We start from the raw sequence: 14555 nt of genomic DNA on the forward strand, positions 1-14555 counted from the left end.
GATCGACTCGATCCTCTCGGATATCGGCGTCGAGGGCGGCAGTCTCGCCAAGATGCCCGGCCTGATCCGCGAGGCCCGCGACATGCAGGGCATCAAGGATTCCGCACGCAAGAGCGGCAGCGATGCCAAGCCGACGGCGCCCGAGGGCGGCGGCGAGCCGGCGCGACCTGAGCGCACGCCGCGCAAGAAGGACTGAGCTTACGCCATGGCACGGGTTTACGTTTCCACCGTCGTCAACGCCCGCAATGACCGGGTCTGGGCCCGCGTCCGCGATTTCAACGGGCTGCCGAACTGGCATCCCGCGATCGCCGAAAGCCGGATCGAGGGCGGCGAGCCCTCCGACAAGATCGGCTGCGTCAGGGATTTCCGGCTGCGCAACGGCGATCGCATCCGCGAGAAACTGCTCGGGCTGTCCGACTACGACATGTTCTGCACCTATTCGATCCTGGAATCGCCGATGGGCGTCGAGAACTACGTCGCGACCTTGCGGCTCACGCCGGTCACCGACGGCGACCAGACCTTCCTGGAATGGACCGCCGAATTCGACTGCGCGCCGGAACGCGAGGCGGAGCTCGTCAACAATATCGGCGGCGGCGTGTTCCAGGGTGGCTTCGACGCGCTGAAGCGGGCGTTCGGGGGATAGCTGAATGCATAGATCAGATATCTCCGAGCAGACGGTCCACCTCTCCCCTTGTGGGAGAGGTCGGATCGCATCGCAAGATGCGATCCGGGTGAGGGGTTGCGGACCCTCGTGGGACCTGCGCTCCCTCACCCGGCGCAACGCGCCGACCTCTCCCCGCTGGGGAGAGGTGAGGCACGCGGCTCGAGACATCAAAACCGCAGATATTGGATTTTGACCGTGCCGCATATCGTCAAAAGCACGATCCTGGATGCGCCGACCGATGCGGTGTGGGCCGTGCTGCGCGATTTCAACGGCCATGACCGCTGGCATCCGGCGGTCGCAACCAGCGGCATCGAGCGCGCGCAGCCGTCCGACAAGATCGGCTGCGTCAGGCGCTTCAAGCTGAAGGACGGCGCCGAGCTGCGCGAGCAATTGCTGGCGCTGTCCGATCTTGAGCAATCGTTCAGCTACTGCCTGCTCGATACGCCGATCCCGATGTTCAACTACGTGGCGCATGTCCGCCTGCTGCCGGTCACCGACGGCGACCGCACCTTCTGGCACTGGGAGTCGCGCTTCACGACGCGGACCGAAGACAGCGAGCGTATCACGCAGATGGTTTCGGAAGACATCTACCAGGCCGGCTTCGACGCCATCCGCCGGCATCTGAAGGAGGCCGCGTAAGCGGAGAGCACCATCATGCCAGTCACGGTGAAAACCTTCACCAGCACCCATGACGCCGCGGCAGCGCTGTCGTCGGATCGCAGCGCCCGCTATCTCGGCGGCGGCACGCTGGTGATGCGGGCGCTGAACGAGGGCGACATCTCGATCTCGACCATCGTGCGCGCCAGCGACCATGCGATGACACGGATCGACGCGTCAGGCTCGCGCATCACGCTGGGCGCCGGCGTCACCTTCGCGCGCATCCTGACTGAACGCGACCTCGCCTTCCTGCACGCCCCGGCGCGCTCGATCGGCGGACCGGCGGTGCGCAACGTGGGCACCGTCGGCGGCAATCTGTTCGCGCCGGTGCCGTATGGCGACTTCACGGTCGCGATGCTCGCGCTTGATGCCACCGTGTCCGTCCAGGGCGGCCTCGGCGGCCGCGAGATCCCGATCGAAGAGTTCCTGCAATCGCGCGATCGGCAGGCCGGATCGCTAGTGCTGGCGATCTCCTTTGCCAGGCCCGGCAGCACTGAGGCCTTCCGCTACCGCAAGATCGCGCGGATCAAACCCAAGGGCGGCGCGGTGATCACCCTCGCGGCACATCTGACGGTCAACGGCAGCCGGATTGTCGGCGCCCGCGTCGCGCTCGGCTCGATGGCGCCGACGCCGATCCGCGCCCGTGCCGCCGAGCGCGCGCTGGAAGGTCGCACGCTCGACGCCTCCACCATCAACGCGGCCGCCGCGGCGGCCGTCGAAGGAACGTCGCCCGGCGACAATGCGCTCGCCAGCGCCTGGTATCGCCGCGAGATCGTCGGCGTGCATCTCCGCCGCCTGTTGTCCGGTCCGGAATAAACGTGATGGCCAAGACTGCCCTTCAATTCCAGCATAACGGCCGCGACGTCGCGATCTTCGTCGACGGCGGCACCAACCTCCTGGTCGCGCTGCGCGAGCTGATCGGCGACATGACGCCGAAATTCGGCTGCGGCCAGGGCGGCTGCGGCGCCTGCAGCGTGCTGATCGACGGCGAGCTGCATCTCTCCTGCCTGACGCTCGCCGAGACGGTTGCCGGCCGCTCGGTCGAGACGCTCGACGGCATCAAGGACGGCCCCAATTTGCACCCGCTGCAGCGCGCCTTCGCCGACAATTTCGCCGCGCAGTGCGGCTACTGCACGCCGGGCATGCTGATGGCCGCGAAGGCGCTGCTCGACCGCAATCCGCAGCCAAGCCGCGCCGAAGTGGTCGAGGCGATCTCCGGCAATATCTGCCGCTGCACCGGCTACGAGCCGATCATCAACGCCGTGCTATCAGCCGCGTCCGGCGGCCGGGCGCGTGCGTAAGGGAACAGTGCCATGCTGGAACTGCGCAAGGACATCTTCGCCGACGAGCGCGACGACAATCTGAACGAGATCGGCAAAGGCACGCAGCGCCAGGACATGCTCGGCCATGTCACCGGCACCTCGCCCTATTTCGATGACCACAAGCTGCAGGGCATGCTGCATCTGAAGGTGGTCCGCAGCGCCCATGCGCATGCACGGGTGCGCCGCATCGACACCTCGGAGGCCGAGCGGTCGCAGGGCGTGCGACGCGTGATCCGCGCCTCCGACGTGCCGCGCAACCTGAACACGCTGCTCAGCCTGATCAATTTCGGCAAGGATGACGAGCCTTCGCTCGCGGTCGACAAGGTGCGCTACAAGGGCGAGCCCGTCGTCGCTGTTGTCGCCGACAGCCCGCGCGAGGCCTATGAGGCCATCGCAAAGGTCAAGATCGACTATGAGCCGCTGCCGGCGGTGTTCGACGTCGAGGACGCGCTGAAGCCGGGCGCGCCCGTGGTCAACGAGGTCTATCCCAAGAACACCTTCACCTATCACGAGACCTATGATCACCAGCAGCTGCGCTTCGGCGATGCCGACCGCGCGCTCGCCACGGCCGACCATGTGCTGGAACAGCGCTACCAAATGTCGCCGATCGAGCACGCGCCGACCGAAACCAACGGCTCGATCGCAGCTCCCGACACCAACGGCCGTTACATCGTCTACACCTCGACGCAGGCGCTGTTCTTCTCGGTGGACACCTGCGCGAAGATCCTCGACGTGCCTTCCAACACCTTCCACTTCATCGGCGGCACCGTGGGCGGCGGGTTCGGCGGCAAGGTCGATACGCTGACAGAGCCGCTCTGCATCCTCGGCGCGATGCTGACCGGTCGCCCGGTGCGCTATGTGTTCGGGCGCGAGGAGGAGATGCAGTACGGCCCGCCGCGCGGCGCCGAGCGCATCTACATCAAGGACGGCGTGATGCGCGACGGCCGCATCGTCGCCCGCAAGGTGCGCGCCTACTTCGACAGCGGCGCCTATACGCGGCTGTCGAGCTATGCGGCGGTGAAATGCGCCGCCCATCTGCCCGGCCCCTACACGATCCCGAACGTCCATGGCGACGTCTACTGCGTCTTCACCAACCGGACGCCGGCGACCGCGATGCGCGGCTTCGGCGTCACGGCGATGGATTTCGCCATTGAATGCCAGATGGACAAGCTCGCCCATCTCGTCGGCATGGACCCGATGGAGTTCCGGATCCTCAATGCGTATCGCGATGGCGACATGAAGGCGCACCGCCGCGAGGCCAAGAACACCGCGCTGATCGAATGCGTGCAGGTCGCCGCGGAGAAGGCCAAGTGGCCGCTCCGCGAGGACTTCAAGCGGATGTCGTCGCGCAAGGATGGCGGCGGCGCGCGCGCCGCGGTGACGCCGACCCCGCGCGAGACACATGCGCCGCCGGCCGCGCCGTCCCAGCAGCGCACGACGTATGACCGCGCGCCGGCCGCGACCCGCGAGCCGCCGCCACCGCCGCCCTCTTCACCGCCACCGTCACCTCCGCCGCCGCGGCCGAGCGCGCCGTCGCATGGCGCCACCCGCTTCTCTTCCGTCTTCGGCACCAGGAGGCGCTGACCATGACCCGGCATCGCGGACGCGGCATCGCGTCGGTCAACTATCCCATCGGCATGAATCTCGGCGGCGATCCGAGCCAGGCGCTGGTGCATTCCAACCCCAGCGGCAAGTTCACCGTGGCGCTGTCGTCGATCGACCTCGGCCAGGGCATGAAGTCGGTGACGCGGCAGATCTGCGCCGAGACGCTGGGCGTGCCGGTCGAGGACGTCTATGTCGACACCGCGGACTCCGACACCGGCCCGCACTGCATGGGCTCGTTCGCCTCGCGCGGCACGCATCGCGTCGGCAACGCCGTGATGGCGGCGGCGCGCGAGGCGCGCGGTGTGATGATGGAGGCGGCCGCCGAGGAGCTGGAGGTGAATGCCGCCGACCTCGAGACCGACGGCCGCGGCAATATCCACGTCAAGGGTGCTCCGCATCGCTCGATCTCGACCAAGGACGTCGCCATCGCTGCGCAGTTCAAGCAGGGCAAGACCATCTCCGGCCGCGGCATCTTCCTGGTGCCGCTGTCCGACGTCGACCCCGAGACCGGCGAGATGTCGCCTGCGACATGCTACGCGCATGCCTGCCTCGTCGCCGAGGTCGAGGTCGACGACGAGACCGGCGAGGTCGACATGGTCCGGATGGACTCCGCCTATGAGCTCGGCCGCGCGCTCAATCCGCGACTGGTCGAGCAGCAGCTGGTCGGTGGCGCCTGGATGGGCGTCAGCCACGCGCTCTACGAGACGCCGGAGCCCTATTATCCGGAGCCTGTGCACGGCCCGCGCGATTTCGTCGAATATCTGATGCCGGGTCCGGGCGACATCTGCCCGCACGACATCGCGGTACTGGAACGCCCGGCGCCCGACGGTCCGTTCGGCGCCAAGGGACCAGGAGAAATGTGCGCCAATCCGGTGTTGCCTGCGGTCGCCAACGCAATCTTCAACGCGGTCGGGGTGCGGATCGACGATCTGCCGATCACGCCGGAAAAGGTGTTGCGCGCCATCAAGGCGCAAGGCGGCGCGCGGCCGCAGCCACGGCGCTGAGGTTTCTCTATGCCGGTCCGCAGCAACATCGTCGGCATCGACAGCCCCGAGGCGCTGGAGAAGGCGCTGCGCGCGGCCTATTACCTTGCCGACGACAGCATCGCGACCGCCTCCTATCTCTCGCTTGCGCTGGGTAAGCCACTGCTGCTCGAGGGCGCGCCGGGTGTCGGCAAGACCGAGGCCGCCAAAGCGATCGCCGCCGTGCTCGGCCGCAGGCTGATCCGCCTGCAATGCTATGAAGGCATCGACGCCGCCGCGGCTCTCTACGAATGGAACTACCCGCGCCAGATGCTGGCGATCCGGCAGGCCGGTGAGGAGAGCATCGACATCTATGGCGACGCCTTCCTGATCGAGCGGCCGATGCTGGCAGCGCTGCGCGCGCCCGACGCGACGGTGCTGCTGATCGACGAAATCGACCGCGCCGATCAGGAGTTCGAGGCCTTCCTGCTCGAATTCCTCTCCGACTTCCAGATCTCGATCCCCGAGCGCGGCACAGTGCGCGCTGCCGAGCATCCCGTCGTGGTGCTGACGTCGAACCGGACGCGCGATCTGCACGAGGCGCTGCGGCGGCGCTGCGTCTATCACTGGATCGATTATCCGAATGCCGAGCGCGAGGCGCGTATCGTGATGATGCGGGCATCCAGCGTCGCCGAGGCGACCGCCCGCGCCGTGGTTGCCGCCGTCGGCCGGCTGCGCCGCGAGCCGCTGAGCAAGGCGCCCGGGATCGCCGAGGCGGTCGACTGGGCGGAGGCCGCGACCCTGCTCAACAAGGGTGGCGCGCGCTGGCCGGACGCGTTCAAGCGCTCGATCGGCGTCGCGCTGAAGGACGAGGAGGATCTGCATTTCATTTCACCGCGGCTCGATGCGATCATCGCGGAGGCGGCCGCGTGAACGACGACCTGCAGCTGCCGCGCGCCGCGCGAATATTTGTCTCGTTCGTCGCGCTGCTGCGCGCCAACGGCTTTTCGGTTGCGCCGGAGCAGACGACAAGCTTCCTCGCGGCAATCGAGCTGCTCGGTCCGCGCAGCCTCGAGCACATCCGCCAGGCCGGGCTCGCGACGCTGGCGCCGCCGCCCGAGCGCCGCGCGACCTATGACCGGCTGTTCGACATCCACTTCTGCGGCGCTGATGCCATCGAGCAGGCCGATGGCGAGGATGAGGAGACCGTTCGCCTGCAGGAGGAAGGCCGCGGCGAGGACGAGCCACCGCTCGCCGACGAGGCCAATGAGTCCGGCCTCGCCGCGGCGCGGGCCGAGGCACTGGTCGAGCGCCGCTTTGCACAGGCCGCGACCAGCGATCCGCTGCGAAAACTGTCGCGCGAGGCGGCAAGGCGACTGCCGCGACGGCGCGGCCACCGGCGACGCCGCGCGCGCAGCGGCCCGTTCGCCGATCTGCGCCGCACGCTGCGCGACAGCGTCCGCAATGACGGCGAGGTGCTGCGGCTCGGGCGGATGCGCCGCCGCCAGCGCCCGCGCAAGATCCTGTTCCTGATCGACGTCTCCGGCTCGATGAAGGCGCGCACCGAGGAGAACATGAAGCTCGCGCATGTGCTGGTGCAGGCGGCGGGCAATGTCGAGGTCTTCACCTTCGGCACAAGACTGACCCGCGTCACGACGGCGCTGCGGCTGAAGCGCCGCGAGCAGGCGCTGAGCGCGGCGTCCTTCCTGGTCAGCGACTGGGACGGTGGCACAAGGATCGGCGATGCGCTGCAGGCGTTCCTCGCCGTGCCGCGGTTCGGCGGATATGCCCGCGGCGCCGCGGTCGTGATCGTCTCCGATGGCCTCGAGCGCGGCGACCCGGCGGCATTGCGCGATGCGGTGGCAAAGCTGTCGCGGCGGGCCTGGCGCGTCAGCTGGCTGACGCCGCTCGCAACCTCGCCCGGCTTCACGCCGCAAACCGAGGCGCTGATTGCGATCCGGCGCTTCGTCGACGATCTCGTGGACGGCGGATCGAGCGCGGCTGTGGTCGCGCATCTGCTGTCGCTTGGAACAAGGAGAGCTGCGTGACTGGCATTGTCGACGGACATCATCACATCTGGCGGCAGGCCGATCTCGCCTGGCTGTCCGGCCCGATGCAGCCGCGCATCTTCGGCCCCTACGAGCCGATCCGCCGCGACTATCCGATCGAGGAATATCTCGACGACCTCAAGGGCACCGGCGTTACCCGTTCGGTCTATGTCCAGACCAACTGGCCAAACGGCCAGTTCGAAGACGAGGCGGCCTGGGTGCAGCAGACCGCGGACCAGCACGGCTGGCCGCACGCCCTGGTCGCCTATGCCGATTTTTCCGTCGCCGACGTCCGCCCGCAACTCGATCGATTGAGGCGCTATCCGCTGGTGCGCGGCGTGCGCATGCAGCTGCACTGGCACGAGAACCCGCTGTACCGCTTCGCCGCCCGTGCCGATCTCTGCACCGATCCCGTAATCCGGCGCAATGTCGGCCACCTCGCCGACTACCGCTGGAGTTTTGACCTGCAGGTGTTCGCGCCGCAGATGGCCGATGCGGCCGGCCTTGCGGAGGCCTGCCCTGACGTGACGTTCATCCTGCAGCATGCTGGCATGCTGGAGGATCTGTCGCCGCGGGGCCGCGCCGCCTGGCGCAGCGGGATGACGCGACTCGCGCAATATCCCAACGTGGTATCGAAACTGTCGGGGCTCGGCACCTTCATCCATCGCAACGATGCCGCGCATATCGCCGGCATCGTGACCGACAGCGTTGCGATCTTCGGCGCCGACCGCTGCCTGTTCGGCTCCAACTTTCCGATCGAGAAGCTGTGGACCAGCTACCGCGAACTCATCACCGCTTTCAAGACGGCAGCCGAACGGCTCAGCCCCGAGCAGCGCGAAGCGATCTTCAGCACAACGGCGGCGCGGGTCTATCGGCTGGGGCCGTAGGCGCACCGCGGGCTCGAACATAACAACGAACACGAATTGGGAGGGAGACAGATGCCGCTAGAGATCAAGATTCTGGACTATGGCGATATCGAGCTGGAATCGAGCTTCCTCGTGCTCGGGCACAATTGCGGCCGCACCCGCCGCGTGCTGACGCTCGGCTTCCTGATCCTCGGCGGCCCCTACCCCGTGCTGGTCGACACCGGCTATCGCTCCAACCAGATCATGGAGACGCTCGGCATGCGCGGGCTCCAGTTCCACGAGAACATGATCGAGAACCAGCTCGCCCGGCACGGCGTGCGGATGGGCGACGTCCGCTTCGTCTGCCACACCCATCTGCACATCGACCATGCCGGCAAGGACGATCTGTTCCCGATGAACACGACCGTCGTGCTGAACCGCAAGGAGCTGGAATACTCCGTCTCCGGCCTGATGCATCCGCAGTATCCGGCGCCCGACATCAAGCACCTGATTGATCGCCTGCACACCAAGAGCGCGCTGCGCTTTCTCGACCTCGAAATCACCGGCCCGGTCGAGCTGATGCCGGGCGTGTATTGCGACGCCGCCAACGCCCACACCGAAGGCTCGATAAACATCCATGTCCACACCGCCGACGGGATTGCGACGATCTGCGGTGATGTGATCTACGATTTCAACGACCAGATCGTGAATCCCTTTAACGAGATCCACGACGCCGAGCCGCGCACCACGGGCAACCACGGCACCAGCAAGCGCGCCGAGAAGGCCGCGATCAAGAAGCTGCTCTCGAGCTCCCGCTATCTGCTTCCGGTGCATGATCGCCCGGCCAAGATCGAGGGCGGCATGGTGGTCGGCCGCCTGCATGACCAGGTACCCGGGCCTGTCGTGCAGAGCCTGCCGCAGCGCAACTGGTTCCCGGCGTAGAGGATCGAGGCGATGACGCATGTCACGCTGCGCAGCGAGTTCGAAGACCTGATCGATCCCTACGCGCCGGTCGGCCAGGTCGGGACCGGCTTCGATTTCACGGAGGGACCGATCTGGCATCCGGTCGATCACTTCCTGCTGTTCTCCGACATGCCGGGCGATGTGCGCCGGCGCTGGGATGCGCGGCGCGGCGTCGTCGAGGTCAAGCGGCCGTCGAACAAATGCAACGGCATGACCTATGACGCGGACCTCAACCTGATCGTCTGCGAGCACGCAACATCCTCGCTGATCCGCGAGCGACCCGACGGGCGGCGCGAGGTGCTGGCTTCGCATTACGAGAACCAGGAGCTCAACAGTCCGAACGACGTCTGTGTGCATTCCTCCGGCGCGATCTATTTCTCCGATCCCTGGTACGGCCGCATGCCGGTCTATGGCGTCGAACGGCCGCGTCAGCTCGGCTTCCAGGGCATCTATCGCGTGCCGCCCGGCGGCGGCGCGCCGAAATTGCTGGTCGACCGCTATCTGTTCGAGCAGCCGAACGGGCTGTGCTTCTCGCCCGACGAGCGCATCCTCTATGTCAATGACACCGTGCAAGCGCTGATCCGCGCCTTCGACGTCACGGCGGACGGCTCGCTCGGTAATCCGCGCGTGTTCGCCTCCGGCATCCGCTCCGAGCTCGAGCCCGGCGTCCCCGACGGCATGAAGTGCGACCAGCGCGGCAATGTCTGGGTCACCGCGCCTGGCGGCGTCTGGGTCTATTCACCCGCCGGCGGCCTGCTCGGCAAGGTCCGCCTGCCCGAGCTCGTCGCCAACCTCGCATGGGGCGGCGCCGACTTCCGCACACTCTATCTGACCGCGACCCATTCGGTCTATGCGATCCCGACCAAGGTCGGCCCGCGCCACGAGCCCTATGTGAGCGGCAAGCGCGGCGGCGCGGGTGCCGCTTCGTCCACGCCTGCGCCGAATCTCGCCGCCGGCGAGATGCAGCTCGATCCGCAACGCTGCGCGATGATCATCCAGGACATGCAGAACGACGTCATCATGGACGGCGGCGCGTTCGCCGAGTCCGGTGCGCCCGCACACGCCCGCCAGCAGCATGTCGTCGAGAACGTTCGCCGCGTCGCGGAGGCTGCGCGGGCGCGCGGCGTCGCCATCATCCATGTCTGGTTCGTCGTCGAGCCGGGCGCGCCCGGCGTCACCTTGAACGCGCCGCTATTCGAGGGATTGGTCGACAGCAAGGCGATGGTGCGCGGCAGCTGGGGCGCAGCACCAGTCTCGGGACTTGAGCCGCGCCCGGGCGACTTCGTGGTCGAGAAGATGCGGATGAGCGCCTGGGAGGGCACCCGGCTCGAGACCATCCTGAAGGCAACCGGCCGCGACATGATCATCAATACCGGAGCCTGGACCAACATGTCGGTCGAGCACACCGCGCGCACCGGCGCCGACAAGGGCTATTTCATGATCGTGCCGGAGGATTGCTGCTCGACCATGAATGCCGACTGGCACAACGCCGCGATCAATTTCGCGCTCCAGAACGTCTCCGTCGTGACCAACGCCGACGCCGTGATCAAGGCACTCGGCTAGGGAGGCGCGGTGCCGAAGCTGCTGCACCTTAACTGCTCACCGCGCCCCGATTCGGAATCGGCGGCCGGCGCGCGTGCTTTTCTCGATCGCTTCCGTCAGGCGCGGCCGGACTGGGAGATCGACGCGATGAACCTCTGGCGCGAGCCGCTGCCGGAATTCGAGGGATATCTGCTCGAGGCCAAATACGCCCGGATCGACGGCAAGAGCTTCACCAATTCGCAGCACGACGCCTTCGCAATCGCCGAGCGCCTCGCGCTGCGGCTGTCGCTGGCCGATCGCGTGCTGATCTCGACGCCGATGTGGAATTTCGGCATTCCCTACAAGCTCAAGCAATGGCTCGACGTCATCATCCAGCCCGGGCTGGCCTTCCGCTTCGATCCAGCCCAGGGCTATCTGCCGCTGCTCAAGGACCGCCCGACGATCGTGATCCTCGCAAGCGGCAGCGACTTCGTCACCGGCATGAACCGCGGCCGCATCGACATGGCAACGCCCTATCTGCGCGAGGCGCTGCGCTTCATCGGCATCAGCGACGTGAGCTTCGTGCCGATCGGCCCGACCACCGGGCCCGCCGAGCCGATCCGCGCCGCCCGCGAGGCGGCGCACCGGCGGCTGGCGGAGATGGCAAGACGGTTTTGAAAGAGACTCCACTCCGTCGTCGTCCCTGCGAAAGCAGGGACCCATAACCACAGGATTGCGTTGTTAAAGTGAACTGTGGCCCCAGCGGCCCAAGCCAATCAGTAGCGGTGGCTATGGGTCCCTGCTTTCGCAGAGACGACATCGAATGTATGGCTTGGCCGGCGGGCCATTCGCTTTCATTCTCGCGAAACGATTTTGTGGGCCACTCCGCGCTAGCCCTACGTTTCCGCGGCGGGAAAGACCAACCTGCACAACAATCCCGGCGCATTGTCGCGCAACTCGATCCGCGCGCCGTGCAGACTCGCCACGGCCGCAACCAGGCTGAGGCCGAGGCCGTTGCCGGGCGTGTAGCGGCTCTGTTCCAGCCGGTAGAAGCGCTTGAAGACGTGGTCGTGCTGCTCGGCGGGTATGCCGGGGCCGTCATCGGCGATCGAAATCACCGCGCCTCGCTCATCGTTGTCGCAGGTCACCGTCACCCGCCCACCCGGGCGACCATGCTTGATAGCGTTGTCGACGAGATTGGCAATCGCATCGAACAGCAGGTCGCGGTCGCCGGTGACCAGCACCGCCTGATCGCCGGCAAGATCGAGGCGGGTGGTAACCTCCTCAGCCGCGGCATCGTAGAGTTCGACCACCTCGGCGGCGATCTCGACGAGATTGACGGTGCGAAACGCACCCTTGCGGGCTCGCGTCTCGATCTCGGAAATCCGCGTGATCGACGCGAACATCCCGAGCACCGCGTCGAGATCTGCGATGGTGTCGCCGATCAGCGCAGCATCCCCCTCGCCGCTCCGCGGGGCGTGATAGGCCTTCTCGAGCCGGCCGCGCATCCGGGTCAGCGGCGTGCGCAGGTCGTGGGCGATATTTTCGCTGACCTGCTTGACGTCCCCCATCAGGGTCTGGATCCGGTCCAGCATCAGATTGAGATTCTCGGCGACGCGATCCCATTCGTCATGGCTGCCGCGGAGCGGGATGCGCTGGTCGAGGCCGGAGAGCATGATGGCGCGACTGGTCGCATTGATCGACTCGATCCGGCCGACGGTTCGCCGCGTGACGCCGATGCTGGCAGCAGCCGCAAGCCCGATGATCAGCACGACGACGGCAATGCCGGCGGCCCTGATCTGCGCCATGAAGCCGTCAAGATCGCTGATGTCATGGCCGACCAGCAGCCGATCGCCGTTTGACAGGGTTTCCGTCACGCCTCGCAGCAGGGAGGAGCCCGAGGCAAGCTGTGGCAGGGAGGCACGAAATTCAGCCCATCCCTTCTCGGCAGCGCCCGCCGGCCACTGCCTGAGATTTCCCGCCAGCACGGTCGATCCGGGACCGACCAACAAATACACATGATCGGCAAAGCCCTTGTCCGCGACGCGTTGCGCGATCAACGCGGTCAGTCCATCGCGGCCGGACCGCGCGTAGGCATCATCGAGGCTCGCCTGCTCGGTCATGATCGCGCGGTCGGATCTGTCGCGCACATAGGACAACGTCGACCAGTAAACATAGGCGAAGATCGCGGAGACGATCAGGCCAAAGACACCGATGGCGATCAACGCCAGGCGGAACGTCGACGACTTGAGGGTCTTAGCCAGGAGCACGGAGGCAGTACCCGATGCCGCGGATCGTGTGGATCAGCGGATAGGCTTGCTGGTCGTCGACCTTGCGGCGCAAACGCCCGACATAGACGTCGATGATGTTCGTCGAGGGATCGAAGTGCAGATCCCACACGTGCCGCAGCAGCATGGCGCGCGACACCACGCGGCCTTCGTTGCGCGCCAGATATTCGAGCAGCTGGAATTCTTTCGGTAGCAGCGGAATTCTGCGGCCGCGGCGGCTCGCCGTCCGCGAAATCAGATCGATCGCAAGATCGCCGACCCGCAAGATGGTCTCCTTTGCAACGGTCTCGCTGCGGCGGCCAAGCGCCTCCAGCCGCGCCAGCAGTTCGACAAAGGAGAACGGCTTGACAAGATAGTCGTCGCCGCCGGCGCGCAAGCCACGCACCCGGTCATCGATTTCGCCAAGCGCGCTGATGATCAGGAACGGCACTGCAATGCCGCCGTCGCGCATCTGACGCATCACCGTGATGCCGTCGATGTCGGGCAGCATACGATCGATGGTGATCACGGCATAGTCGCGCGCCGCACCCTGGCTCAGCGCCTCGCGGCCGTTCGCCGCCAGATCCACATCATAACCGCTGGTGGTGAGCTCCTCGACGAGCTGATCCGCGGTTTCCGGATCGTCCTCGACGACGAGAATGCGGCGGTGGGCACCGGTCATATTCATGAACTCTCCGAGCTGTCTTGAACTCTCCGAGTTCGCAAACTCTCCGAGCGGCCGCCCCGCGACAATCGCCGCCAGACTATCCCATTCCGGGGCTGGATGGAACGTCTGGCGACGACCGCGACAACGGTGCGGTTGGTTGGGCGATCACCAATAGTCCCCGCACACATTGACCCATTGCAGACCGTAGGCCGTCCATACCCTGCGATAGCAGCCATAGTCATAGCCGGCGTAGAGATAGGGCGCGCCGAAGAATGCGAAGCGATGGAAGCGGTGGTGGCGGAAGCCGCCATGATGGAAGAAGCGCGAACCGCGGAATCCGGCGCCGGCAAACCGCGGGCCGATCGCCGGTGCACCGACGAAGCGGGGACCACCAACGTGCCCGCCGGCGAAATGTCCGCCACCGCCCATGGCGGCGAACGCCGCTCCACCACCACGCATCCCGCCGCCGAAACCACCGCCATGCATGCCGCCGCCAAAGCCGCCACCATGCATGCCGCCACCCATGGCACCCATGGCACCACCAACGCCACCGCCGTGGCCGCCACCGAAGCCACCGCCGCCGCCATGTCCGCCGCCACCACCGCCACCTCTGGCGAGGGCAGCGGGTGCAAGCGCAACGCTGACGGCGAGCGTCGCTGCCGTGAGACACTTAAGAAGCCTGTTCTTCATGAAACCCTCCCTGATTGAGACCGCGGCGAATTCGTATCGCCGCACGCGAGCATGATCAGAAGACGCAAGCCGATGCCCGACTTCAACTGACAAATGCGCCAGATTCTGACACCCGATTTAGAATTGGCGTGCCGGCATGCCGAGCGGCGGATGCCTGGATCCGCCGCCACGATTGCGTTGGCCGGGATCGACGGACATTTGGCTGGAATCAGCGGATAGCGCTCGTTGAATCGATCGGCCGCGGTTCTTAATCCTGCAGCTGTTGGAGAACAACGACGGCGTCGAGGGATCGCAGACCCGCTTCACAATTTGTCGATCACCGGACTTTTCCCCCTCCCCGCCGG

Annotated in this window: 15 protein-coding genes and 1 pseudogene; 13 read left to right on the forward strand and 3 right to left on the reverse strand. The window is 66.5% G+C overall.

The annotated features are described in order from the left end of the window. The 13 genes from AKL29_RS46095 to AKL29_RS36300 form a co-directional block, all read left to right on the forward strand. The coding region (locus tag AKL29_RS46095) for a hypothetical protein (RefSeq protein ID WP_244482615.1) at window positions 1–196 on the forward strand (196 nt) is incomplete at its 5' end. A 9-nt stretch (window positions 197–205) separates the two neighbouring features. Continuing rightward, window positions 206–643, forward strand: coding sequence for an SRPBCC family protein (locus tag AKL29_RS36245; protein ID WP_016847814.1), 438 nt, complete (start codon window positions 206–208; stop codon window positions 641–643). Between the two features lie 216 nt (window positions 644–859). Next, a complete protein-coding gene (locus AKL29_RS36250) occupies window positions 860–1303 on the forward strand; it encodes an SRPBCC family protein (protein ID WP_050387585.1) in 444 nt (147 codons plus the stop codon). A 15-nt stretch (window positions 1304–1318) separates the two neighbouring features. After that, entirely contained in the window at window positions 1319–2137 is an 819-nt protein-coding gene (locus AKL29_RS36255) for an FAD binding domain-containing protein (protein WP_050387455.1), read from the forward strand. 5 nt (window positions 2138–2142) lie between these two features. Continuing rightward, window positions 2143–2622, forward strand: a complete 480-nt coding sequence (locus AKL29_RS36260) for a (2Fe-2S)-binding protein (RefSeq protein ID WP_050387456.1) — start codon at window positions 2143–2145, stop codon at window positions 2620–2622. A gap of 12 nt (window positions 2623–2634) precedes the next feature. After that, window positions 2635–4227 carry a xanthine dehydrogenase family protein molybdopterin-binding subunit gene (locus tag AKL29_RS36265; RefSeq protein ID WP_050387457.1) on the forward strand — a complete coding sequence of 531 codons (1593 nt, stop codon included), beginning with the start codon at window positions 2635–2637 and terminating at the stop codon, window positions 4225–4227. Window positions 4228–4229: 2 nt separating this feature from the next. Beyond that, window positions 4230–5252, forward strand: coding sequence for a xanthine dehydrogenase family protein molybdopterin-binding subunit (locus AKL29_RS36270; protein ID WP_028333322.1), 1023 nt, complete (start codon window positions 4230–4232; stop codon window positions 5250–5252). A gap of 9 nt (window positions 5253–5261) precedes the next feature. Next, window positions 5262–6143 carry an AAA family ATPase gene (locus AKL29_RS36275; RefSeq protein WP_028333323.1) on the forward strand — a complete coding sequence of 294 codons (882 nt, stop codon included), beginning with the start codon at window positions 5262–5264 and terminating at the stop codon, window positions 6141–6143. Then, complete coding sequence (locus AKL29_RS36280; RefSeq protein WP_050387458.1) at window positions 6140–7258, forward strand: vWA domain-containing protein; 1119 nt, start codon at window positions 6140–6142, stop codon at window positions 7256–7258. Before AKL29_RS36275 ends, AKL29_RS36280 begins: the two co-directional genes overlap by 4 nt. After that, complete coding sequence (locus AKL29_RS36285; RefSeq protein WP_028333325.1) at window positions 7255–8145, forward strand: amidohydrolase family protein; 891 nt, start codon at window positions 7255–7257, stop codon at window positions 8143–8145. Before AKL29_RS36280 ends, AKL29_RS36285 begins: the two co-directional genes overlap by 4 nt. A gap of 51 nt (window positions 8146–8196) precedes the next feature. After that, window positions 8197–9045 (forward strand): MBL fold metallo-hydrolase, encoded by an 849-nt coding sequence (locus AKL29_RS36290; RefSeq protein WP_050387459.1) that lies wholly within the window; start codon window positions 8197–8199, stop codon window positions 9043–9045. A gap of 12 nt (window positions 9046–9057) precedes the next feature. Then, window positions 9058–10629, forward strand: a complete 1572-nt coding sequence (locus AKL29_RS36295; RefSeq protein WP_050387460.1) for an isochorismatase family protein — start codon at window positions 9058–9060, stop codon at window positions 10627–10629. A gap of 9 nt (window positions 10630–10638) precedes the next feature. Further along, on the forward strand, window positions 10639–11265 hold the full coding sequence (locus AKL29_RS36300; RefSeq protein WP_028333327.1) for an FMN-dependent NADH-azoreductase: 627 nt from the start codon (window positions 10639–10641) through the stop codon (window positions 11263–11265). 218 nt (window positions 11266–11483) lie between these two features. On the opposite strand, the pseudogene AKL29_RS36305 reads toward AKL29_RS36300, so the two are convergent. From AKL29_RS36305 to AKL29_RS43545, 3 genes and pseudogenes are all read right to left on the reverse strand, one after another. Then, window positions 11484–12419, reverse strand: a pseudogene (locus tag AKL29_RS36305) (sensor histidine kinase); the annotation flags it as partial. A gap of 424 nt (window positions 12420–12843) precedes the next feature. After that, window positions 12844–13536 carry a response regulator transcription factor gene (locus tag AKL29_RS36310; RefSeq protein ID WP_028333329.1) on the reverse strand — a complete coding sequence of 231 codons (693 nt, stop codon included), beginning with the start codon at window positions 13534–13536 and terminating at the stop codon, window positions 12844–12846. 150 nt (window positions 13537–13686) lie between these two features. After that, window positions 13687–14211 (reverse strand): hypothetical protein, encoded by a 525-nt coding sequence (locus tag AKL29_RS43545; protein ID WP_080667014.1) that lies wholly within the window; start codon window positions 14209–14211, stop codon window positions 13687–13689. Between the last annotated feature and the right edge of the window lie 344 nt (window positions 14212–14555).

Source organism: Bradyrhizobium pachyrhizi, assembly GCF_001189245.1.
Classification (GTDB): domain Bacteria; phylum Pseudomonadota; class Alphaproteobacteria; order Rhizobiales; family Xanthobacteraceae; genus Bradyrhizobium; species Bradyrhizobium pachyrhizi.

Bases quoted from the DNA above. Each gene is read 5' to 3' on its own strand.
- AKL29_RS36260 (WP_050387456.1), top strand. From the start codon at position 2,143: ATGGCCAAGACTGCCCTTCAATTCCAGCATAACGGCCGCGACGTCGCG.
- AKL29_RS36255 (WP_050387455.1), top strand. From the start codon at position 1,319: ATGCCAGTCACGGTGAAAACCTTCACCAGCACCCATGACGCCGCGGCA.
- AKL29_RS36310 (WP_028333329.1), bottom strand. From the start codon at position 13,536: ATGACCGGTGCCCACCGCCGCATTCTCGTCGTCGAGGACGATCCGGAA.
- AKL29_RS36295 (WP_050387460.1), top strand. From the start codon at position 9,058: ATGACGCATGTCACGCTGCGCAGCGAGTTCGAAGACCTGATCGATCCC.
- AKL29_RS36275 (WP_028333323.1), top strand. From the start codon at position 5,262: ATGCCGGTCCGCAGCAACATCGTCGGCATCGACAGCCCCGAGGCGCTG.
- AKL29_RS36290 (WP_050387459.1), top strand. From the start codon at position 8,197: ATGCCGCTAGAGATCAAGATTCTGGACTATGGCGATATCGAGCTGGAA.
- AKL29_RS36270 (WP_028333322.1), top strand. From the start codon at position 4,230: ATGACCCGGCATCGCGGACGCGGCATCGCGTCGGTCAACTATCCCATC.
- AKL29_RS36245 (WP_016847814.1), top strand. From the start codon at position 206: ATGGCACGGGTTTACGTTTCCACCGTCGTCAACGCCCGCAATGACCGG.
- AKL29_RS36265 (WP_050387457.1), top strand. From the start codon at position 2,635: ATGCTGGAACTGCGCAAGGACATCTTCGCCGACGAGCGCGACGACAAT.
- AKL29_RS43545 (WP_080667014.1), bottom strand. From the start codon at position 14,211: ATGAAGAACAGGCTTCTTAAGTGTCTCACGGCAGCGACGCTCGCCGTC.